The 9,310-nt window shown below is 44.2% G+C and carries 10 protein-coding genes; 8 read left to right on the top strand and 2 right to left on the bottom strand.

All coding sequences use genetic code 11. The annotated features are described in order from the left end of the window. Nucleotides 1-773, bottom strand: a 773-nt coding sequence (gene ilvE, locus A3757_RS05010; protein ID WP_068739254.1) for a branched-chain-amino-acid transaminase, incomplete at its 3' end; no start/stop codon positions are given. 358 nt (nt 774-1,131) lie between these two features. Here ilvE and A3757_RS05005 point away from each other — a divergent pair. The 4 genes from A3757_RS05005 (at nt 1,132) to A3757_RS04990 (ending at nt 3,798) form a co-directional block, all read left to right on the top strand. Continuing rightward, nucleotides 1,132-1,434 carry a DUF6172 family protein gene (locus tag A3757_RS05005; protein ID WP_068509467.1) on the top strand — a complete coding sequence of 101 codons (303 nt, stop codon included), beginning with the start codon at nt 1,132-1,134 and terminating at the stop codon, nt 1,432-1,434. A 41-nt stretch (nt 1,435-1,475) separates the two neighbouring features. Continuing rightward, the gene (locus A3757_RS05000) at nt 1,476-1,904 is read left to right on the top strand and encodes a tetratricopeptide repeat protein (RefSeq protein ID WP_068509469.1); all 429 of its coding nucleotides are present in this window, start codon (nt 1,476-1,478) and stop codon (nt 1,902-1,904) included. A gap of 186 nt (nt 1,905-2,090) precedes the next feature. Then, complete coding sequence (locus A3757_RS04995; RefSeq protein ID WP_068509471.1) at nt 2,091-3,278, top strand: glycosyltransferase family 1 protein; 1,188 nt, start codon at nt 2,091-2,093, stop codon at nt 3,276-3,278. After that, complete coding sequence (locus A3757_RS04990) at nt 3,247-3,798, top strand: phosphatase PAP2 family protein (RefSeq protein WP_068509473.1); 552 nt, start codon at nt 3,247-3,249, stop codon at nt 3,796-3,798. The genes A3757_RS04995 and A3757_RS04990 overlap by 32 nt, the downstream gene beginning before the upstream one ends. 22 nt (nt 3,799-3,820) lie before the next feature. Here the strand turns inward: A3757_RS04990 and A3757_RS04985 are convergent, their stop codons facing one another. After that, entirely contained in the window at nt 3,821-4,408 is a 588-nt protein-coding gene (locus tag A3757_RS04985; protein ID WP_068509507.1) for a nucleoside triphosphate pyrophosphatase, read from the bottom strand. Nucleotides 4,409-5,003: 595 nt separating this feature from the next. Between A3757_RS04985 and A3757_RS04980 the strand changes: the two genes are divergently transcribed. From A3757_RS04980 to A3757_RS04965, 4 genes are all read left to right on the top strand, one after another. Further along, a complete protein-coding gene (locus A3757_RS04980) occupies nt 5,004-6,242 on the top strand; it encodes a CsgG/HfaB family protein (RefSeq protein WP_068509475.1) in 1,239 nt (412 codons plus the stop codon). A 164-nt stretch (nt 6,243-6,406) separates the two neighbouring features. Continuing rightward, on the top strand, nt 6,407-7,312 hold the full coding sequence (locus A3757_RS04975) for a hypothetical protein (RefSeq protein WP_068509477.1): 906 nt from the start codon (nt 6,407-6,409) through the stop codon (nt 7,310-7,312). Nucleotides 7,313-7,372: 60 nt separating this feature from the next. Then, nucleotides 7,373-8,188, top strand: coding sequence for a mannosyl-3-phosphoglycerate phosphatase (locus tag A3757_RS04970; RefSeq protein ID WP_068509480.1), 816 nt, complete (start codon nt 7,373-7,375; stop codon nt 8,186-8,188). 13 nt (nt 8,189-8,201) lie between these two features. Beyond that, on the top strand, nt 8,202-9,310 hold a 1,109-nt coding region (locus A3757_RS04965; RefSeq protein ID WP_068739252.1), incomplete at its 3' end, for a glycosyl transferase.

Below are 9,310 nucleotides of genomic sequence, written 5' to 3'. Positions count from 1 at the left end.
GTGAAATCACGTTCGCTCACGGTCATTCCCATATCGCGGGCAATCGTTAATATTGAGTCACGAGTAATGCCGTGTAAGAAAGAACTATCCAAGGCCTTAGTTATGATCTCGTTTCCATCAATCAGAATGAAGTTTGCTGCACCGGTTTCCTGTACATCACCATTCGGGCAGAAAAGCACTTGATCAGCATTGTTAGTGTTGCGTGCACGAGCAATTGGGCCTAATGCACTGGCATAGTTACCACCACTCTTAATCATTCCCATATGAGGAGCACAACGCATACCGTCTTCTTCTAGCAATAGCCTTAAGGGCTTAACGCCACCAGAAAAGTAATCACCTACGGGTGATAACAAAACATATAGAAGCGACGTCGCAGAAGAGACCGCGGCTTTTCCAATGCTTGGTTCCGTGCCGATATGAGTCGGACGAATATACATAGAACCTGGCGCTTCAGGTACGTCTTCTACATAAAGTCCGACGATTTCTTTAATCATATCGCCTAATTGTTCTTTGTTAATTTCGGGTAGGAATAATAAATCTGTACTCTGGGCCATACGCTGAACATTGGCATCCATACGAAAAATATTAATGCTGCCATCTTTATGCTTAAATGCTTTCAAGCCTTCAAAGCATGTACTGGAATAATGCAAGACATGGGCACCCGGGTGTAATTCCAGTTTATCGGATGAAATGATACTTGAAGAGGTCCAAGAATTGTTTTCGTAGCTTGCCAGTGCCATTTTAGGCATGAAAACGGTTCCAAATGCGGCCATTACTATTCCTAAGTCTGTAAATGGAAGCCTTGAAATAAGCTTCCGGAATCAATTTTGCTCGGTGTGAATTGCTTATCGCAGCGATATTTTTCAGCAGACTGCACTCAATTCATAAAATTCTGCCTAGTATAAACTACCTAGATCGCCAATCAATGACGATATATCAATAAAGTTGCAAGTATGGCCATTCAAAAAAGCTCTACCCACCCAACAAGATGAGTATGCCCTAAGCTGGAGGCCACACACCCAGGAATCCAAGCTAAATGTCAAAGTCATGGTAGAATGTCGGCATAAACATTACACTGCCCACAGTTTAAACTCTCTAGCGCAAACGGCGCTCACCCAAGCAGGACTTCCGATGAAAAAAACTTATCAATTAGCTCACCCAAAAATCAAAGTGCCTCGCGTTGTCGACTCAGTAAAACATGACATCAGAAAGTTTCTCAAAAAGGAACGTAAGAAGCCTCTACCTTCTGGCACTAAATATTGGGGTTTTGATTGTAAGTTTGGTCAATCAGAAGAAGCGGCTGTGGAAATTCAGCTGCCCTCTTTGATGAGCCATATCGATGAACTGGTTGCGAATAACATTATGACTATCTACGTGGAAATCACTGCTAAAGCCGTTTCACCTGATGGCAATTCGATTCAACAGGAATATTAGACAGTAAACCCTAAGGCAGCGTGACTCAAAGGTAAAAAGAAATGATGAACACCAAGATATATAAAGCCGTCCACGGGCTTGCAGAAAAGCTAATGGCAGCAGCGAAAAAAGATGACCAAGAAACCTTTGATTCGCTCTACTCTGAACTCAAGGCGATCTGTCTAGATAATGAAGATACAGATAAGGATCACCCTGTTCAATGGGAAACATTAGCTGACTTTTCAGAAGACTTAAGCGATGCGATAGCCATTTATGAAAAGGCCCTAAAGAAGTCTGTCGATATTAATTCAAAAGACCATATGTCTTCAGTGGCATACTCAATGGCGACCTTGCAGGTCGAGCTCGGCCAGACTGAGGAAGCAATCAAAAACCTGCAAAACGCTAAAGTTAGCGCCAATAAAATTGAAGATGACTCACTTAAACGAGAGATCAACGAATTACTTGATTCCTTAGCAAGCCCGATGGAATAAGCATAACCGGGCACACTTTATTCGCCCTTAAGATAGTTTCAATAAGTACTTTTGTGGCGACACCCAGAACTCTACTGTTCTGGCAAAGCCCCTAAGTCATCAAACCATCATCCTTTTGTCACCAAACTGTCACTTCAAACATGAATAGTTTGTACATAAATTGTACAAATCCAAGTATGTATTGATATGACAAAAATCAAGGTGAGCATTGTTACTGAAACCTACTACCCTGAAGTAAATGGCGTTGCCAATACCTTGAAGTACTGGGTTGAAGGACTTCAAAATAAGGGTATCTACACTCAAATCATCAGACCCAAGCAGAATCCTGATGATGCCTCAGTGGAAAGTGATCAATGCGAGACCTATACAGTTGCCGGACTTCCTATACCGAGATACAAGGAGCTCAAGTTTGGCCTACCTTGTAAAAGGAAGCTAGTAAGTCTATGGAAGAAATCTCCACCTTCTGCCATTTATGTCGCGACCGAAGGCCCCCTTGGTCTTTCAGCTGTTCGTGCAGCTAAGAAACTGAATATTCCTATACTTAGCGGCTTCCATACTAATTTCCAGTCCTACAGTAAGTACTACGGCCTAGGGTTTCTCGAACCTTTAATATTTGGCTTCCTGAGGTATTTTCACAACCAGACACGTGGAACGATCGTGCCTACGAAAAAACAGCAGGAATGGCTAAGTCGAAAAGGGTTTGAAAATGTCAGTGTGCTCAGTCGCGGAATCGATTCTTCGCGGTTTACACCAAGTAAACGCTGTTCTCGCCTTCGTGAAAGATGGCATGTGACAGATGGGCAAGTCGTTTGCCTCTATGTCGGCCGAGTTGCAGGAGAAAAAAATATTGCCTTGGCTATCAAGGCCTATGAGAACGTCACCGCCACTCATCCGGACTGTGTTTTCGTCGTCGTTGGTGATGGCCCCTTAAGAAAAACCTTGGAAAGTGAACACCCTGGCATCCGTTTCGTTGGAATGAAAACGGGTGAAGAGCTAGCCAAGTATTATGCCTCAGCAGACCTTTTTCTATTTCCAAGCAAAACCGACACCTTTGGTAATGTTGTGACTGAAGCAATGGCAAGCAGGCTGGGTATCGTTGCATTTAATGACGCCGCTGCGAAGGAACACTTAAGCCATGGCAATTCGGCATATATCGCAAATTTAGACAATGACGAAGCCTTCATTCAATTGACTCTGGAAGCAATCGAAAGCTCTTCCGAGCTGGAAAAAATTCGTGAAAATGCCTATCAATTGGCACAAACAATTACCTGGAACAATATCGTCAATCAGTTCGTCAAAAAGTTACTCGAAAAGCCACCCTTAAGGCTAGGAGATGAGACACATGAATCCTCTCAAAACATCAACAGCATTTAATAAGCTCAATAGCTGGGATATTGCAGCTTGCCTGTACCTTAATCATTTTTGTCGCACTAAAACGGTTAACACCTTCTTTGCAATAATCAGCCGCTTAGGGGATGGTGTTTTCTGGTATAGTCTCGCGCTTGTCCTGCCAATCTTATATGGTGAAGAAGGTCTACTTTTATCAGGGTTGATGATAACGGCGGGCGGTGCTTGCCTACTGATCTATAAGCAACTTAAAAAGAAACTAGTAAGAGAACGACCATTTATCCGCTCAAAAGATGTCTATAAAGGCTGCGCACCTTTAGATCAATACAGCTTTCCTTCTGGACACACAATGCACGCGGCCTGCTTCTCGACTGTTGTGCTATGGCACCTGCCAGAGTTCGCTGTATTATTGGTACCCTTCTCTATTCTAATTGCCCTCTCGAGAATGGTACTCGGCCTTCACTATCCGACAGATGTATTGTGTGGCGCGGGATTAGGTATATTGCTGGCATCAATTGCAAACTACTTAAGCCCCGTACTCTTCTAAACCAGCGCTACTGGCCTTTACCTTATTCCTGCCAAATAGGCACATCGAAGGCCTGTAAGATCTTCCCTGTTTCGGCCAGAGGCAAGCCCACTACATTGCTATAGCTTCCGACAATCCCTTCAACAAACAATGCCGCTTTGCCTTGTATGCCATATGCACCTGCCTTATCCATTGGTTCACCCGTTGCGATATATTGCCTAATTTGCTGATCACTCAGCTTCATAAACGACACTTCTGTTGTCACAACATCAGCTTCAATTACCGCTTTCCCCTCAGATAACTTCGCCACAGCGATACCCGTTAGCACTAGATGATTTGTTCCTGATAAACGCTTTAGCATTTCAAATGCTACGCGTTCATTATCTGGCTTGCCTAGAATCGTGCCGTCTATCGTAACGGTCGTATCTGCAGCTAAAACTGTCTTTTCAGGATTAAAGCTGAGACCTGCTAAGGCTTTTTCTTTAGCCAAGCGCCTTACATAAGCGTCGGGCAATTCCCCTTCAAGTACTGACTCATCGATATCCATTGATGCACTATGATAAGGAACACCGATTTGTTCTAATAGTTCTCTCCGGCGACTGGAGCCAGATGCCAATAGCAAGTCTGCCATATTTTTTAAGATTCCTTCATAAATTGAATAGTAAACCTGGAATAATCGCTTCGGAAAGTATGACAAGCCTCGCTCCTTACGTAGCAGCGTCTTCAACGGAACGGATTGCTTTATCAATTGTTTATAGTCGGTTAAGCAGTAAAGGCGCTTTCTGAAAAATTGCTAGTTTTAACATAACAGTTCTCCAATAAATTTAGCCCTCTAAAAACGTTCAGCAAAGGTACTTTGTTTATCCTAAGAGTTTTTTTCTACTGAATATACAGTTATATAGTATTGCAAGTTACTTACAGCAACGGAAATTTTTTTGTAACTTTTGCTCTATAGAATATTTCGATCACCCTCAAAAAGCGCCAAGATAATAGGCAGTGCTCGATGCAGTCTTTTTCCGAGTAGTACTCACTACGAAGTAGTATGCCCCTAGGGTAATTTTTCGATAGAGCAGAGAGGGAAATGTTTCGTTAGTTGGTAAAACCATAATGTGACATTGAATATTGTTATCACGAATATTTAAAAGGAAGTCGGAATTAACCCCATCAAATCAATAAGCGTTATATCCATAACTATCGCATCAATCTTGCTATCTGCTTGTAGCACCATGCCTTCCCTAGGTGGTGGCGGAAGCGGTGTCGTTACTGGCAGTGCTGCTGGTGAAAGTAGCGTAGATAACAACACAGAACTCGAAAAGTGTGAAGAAACACTCGGCACACTGTCTATCTTTGAAGATACCTCACTACCATGGTGGGGAACTTACAAACAGCAATATCCAAGACTAGGAAGTACTGTCCCGGTCCTAAGACTCATGATTCAGCAATCAAACTGTTTTGTCATCGTTGAACGTGGCGCGGCAATGAATGCAATGAACCGTGAACGTCAACTAATGAATTCTGGTCAACTGCGCTCTGGTAGTAATTTTGGCGGCGGTCAAATGGTAGCAGCTGATTTTACACTTAGCCCCTCTGTCTTGTTTGCAGAAAAAACCGGCGGGTTTGGCGCAGTACTTGGCAGTTTCGGATCACTAGGCAAGCTTGCGGCCGGTCAAATGAGTTCAAATGAAGCCGAAACCAATTTAACGCTTATCGAAAACCGTTCTGGTGTTCAGGTTTCTTCGGCAAATGGTAGCGCTGAAAACAATGACTTCGGTTTCCTTGGCGGCCTATTTGGTGGCGGTGCTGCTGTCGGCGTAGGTGGATTTTCTAAGACTCCTGAAGGTAAGGTTGTTACCGCAGCCTTCGCTGACTCCTTCAATGAAATGGTTAAGGCTCTTCGCGTATACAAAGCCCAAACGGTAAAAGGCGGACTAGGTAAAGGTGGTCGTCTAACGATCGGTGGTGAAGACGACCCAATGCCCCAAGCAACTCAGCAATACACTGCACCTGTTGTCACCCCTGTCGTTGCTGCAGCACCTGTCGTTAATGTTAGAACACGTAATGTAAATATTAGCGTCGACAACTACGATGAAGACGCAATGGAAGATTACTACAAAGCACTTAAGCGCAGTGTGGAGCATATGGGAACATTTGCCTCAATGACTCCCCAGCAAATTGAAGCTATGAAGAATCACCCCGATATGCACGGTATGGGAGCACTCGCCATGTCAATGATTTGGGGAGGCCCGCATGTTTCTCAACTAGAAACTGCACAAATTGAACTCGAATCATGGCCTCAGCAAGCCAAAGAGCAAGCCTGGTCTGCTTATGGCAGCCGCATAATGAAGTACAACAAGATCTTTGAGCGTCACAGACAACGCATCATCTCAAATGGTGCCTACGATGATAGTATTTACCATCAGTTGAATGCGATTGAATTGGTTAATGAAGAAAATCTGTTCCGTTAGGCGCTAAGTTAGCCCATGCCTCCCAGACGTTTTAAGGGAGGCATGGTTCCTTATTTAAAGCTGTCTCCCCCTGATCCAATCAAAAGCTTCTTCCGTAACTTAAAAACCGGAACGGTTAATGCATTATCCCACTTATATTATTGAGTAGTGATAGGCTCCCTACCATGAAGACAGCTGACAAACAGGCATTTATAAAGGGCAACAAGCTACCTGAGTCCTATTTAACTCAGGCCTCAATTTGGTTTGACCCGCTGGTTAAGACTATTATCAAGCACCATAAAGGTGCACAAAAAACCATAATTGTTGGATTAAATGGTTGCCAAGGCTCTGGAAAGACTACTTTGGCAGACTACCTTTCCCTGTCGTTCCAGGCCGAAGGTTTAAAGAGTCTATCCATCTCTATCGACGACTTTTACCTTACGCACGACCAACGCCAGCACTTGGCACGCGACATTCACCCCATGCTTAAAACACGAGGCGTGCCCGGCACCCACGACCTAAATTTGGCCCTGAATACACTGCATGCACTAAAAAGTCACAACCAAGAGATCTCTATACCTCGATTCGATAAAGCTACCGATGATCGCTTTCCAGAATGCAGCTGGCCAAAAGTAGAAGCACCTTTAGATATAATTATTTTGGAAGGCTGGTGTCTGGGGATCCCCGCTCAAGCTGAGGAGCGACTTAAAGAAGCAATCAACAAACTTGAATCAACACAAGACGAAAGTGGCACTTGGCGACAATATGTCAACGATCAACTCTCAAGCCACTATCCGTCTTTATGGAATCAAATTGATTGCTTGATCATGTTACAAGCGCCAAGCTTCGACTGTGTATATCAGTGGCGACTGGAACAAGAAGAGAAACTTCGTCAGAAAAGCTCTTTTGATACGGATCAAACACACAGCAAAATCATGAGCCCTGAGGAAGTCGAAACATTTATTCAGCACTATGAGCGCCTGACTAGACATAGTTTAGATTGCCTTCCTGAGCACTGCCATCACGTACTGAATCTGGACAATTCACGAAAGGTTGTAAAGCACCTTATGCCTAGAGGTTTAGACATTTAAACTCTAGGACAAAGTTAGTTAAACTCTTGATTGAAGAGAATAGAGTAAAGGAGAATCAATATGAAGCAATGGTTAATATTTACTGATTTAGATGGCTCCTTACTAGACCATGAAAGCTATCAATATGCCGAAGCCAAAGCCTTGCTGGGGAAACTAAAGGCAGATCATATTCCTGTTATTTTTGCCACCAGTAAAACTCGTACCGAGGTGCTCAAGCTCAGAAAAGCAATCAAAAACCAGCAACCGTTTATTGTTGAAAATGGCGCTGCTGTCTTGATCCCTACGGACTATTTTCCCTGTAAACCAGAAGCTTGCTACGAGCAAAACGGATACTGGGTTTATGGCTTATCAGAAACACGTCAACACTGGCTCGGTATTCTCGAACAAGCCAAAAAGGATTTTCCGCAGCAATTTAACCATTTTGCAGCGATGAGCGAGCAAGCGCTTGCCGAGCTAACAGGGCTTAGCGTCGAGCAAGCCAAGCAAGCGAATGAGCGCGAGTACAGTGAGCCAATTCAATGGCTAGGCAATCATTCCGATAAGCAATCCTTCATTACTTATCTGGAAAATAAGGGAGGCACCGTTCTTCAAGGAGGGCGTTTCCTATGCTTGAACGGAGATCACGATAAAGGCCGAGCCTTATCTTGGCTGGTCAAACAGTTCATTAATTTTTCCATTCCCTGCGACTTAAAAACACTCGCAATTGGCGATAGTCTTAATGATGTCGCCATGTTGGAGCTTGCTGATAGAGCGCTCATTATCCGCTCTCCAGCTCACGCTCCACCAAGTTTAGCCCGTACTAGTGGCTACCAAGTTAGCGAGCATTGTGGCCCGAAAGGCTGGGCCCAAGGCGTAAACAACATTATCTACAGTTAGAGAGAAAATCATTATGGCTGATTTCTATCAAAACGGCATTGTCACCACCCTACACAACCTATCACGTCGCCCTCTGGATGATTTGGAAGATGAGTTAAGGGGCTTTAGTAAACAACGCCCCATGTCCTTGATTCTTCCATCTCTTTTCTCCGAACTCGAAGGTGAGGCACTACCCAAGATCGTCAGCCACCTCGAAGGTGCCGACTATCTATCAGAAATCGTTATTGGCTTAGATCGAGCTAACGAGGCGCAGTACCGGCACGCTTTAAAGTTCTTTGGCCAATTACCGCAACATCACCGCGTCCTCTGGAATGAAGGTCCACGACTCAAAGCGATTGATGCTGAATTACAAGCCTTAAACCTGGCACCAAAAGAGTTAGGAAAAGGACGAAATGTTTGGTACTGCATGGGCTACACGCTAGCGTCTGACCGATCTGAATCAGTCGCTCTGCACGATTGCGACATTGTTACCTATGACAGAGAACTATTAGCAAGACTGATCTACCCGGTTGCCAACCCTCGCTTCAACTATGAGTTCTGTAAAGGTTTCTATGCTCGCGTTGCTGAAGGCAAAATAAATGGCCGCGTTAGCCGTTTGCTGGTAACGCCGCTATTACGAGCCTTAAAGAAAGTCTATGGCGAATTAGAGTATCTACAATTTATGGATAGCTTTCGTTACCCACTCGCCGGTGAGTTTTCCTTCCGTAAAGATGTGCTTAACGACATTCGCATTCCCAGCGACTGGGGTTTGGAAATAGGTGTGCTTTCTGAGATGCACCGCAACTACGCCAACAATAGGCTGTGCCAGGTAGACATTGCCGATGTTTACGACCACAAACACCAGGACTTGTCAGCTGAAAATGATCAGGGAGGCTTATCCAAGATGTCGATCGATATCTCAAAGGCCTTATTTAGAAAACTGGCAACTCACGGCAAGACCTTTAACACTGAAACATTCCGCTCAATTAAAGCGACCTACTTTAGAATCGCGCTCGATTTTGTCGAAACTTATCACAACGATGCTTTGATGAATGGCTTGTCGCTGGATATTCATCAGGAAGAAAAAGCCGTCGAGCTTTTTGCTCACAACATCATGAAAGCTGGTGAAGCCTTCCTCGAGAA

The organism is Oleiphilus sp. HI0117, assembly GCF_001635235.1.
This window is presented reverse-complemented; position numbering and strand designations above follow the sequence as displayed.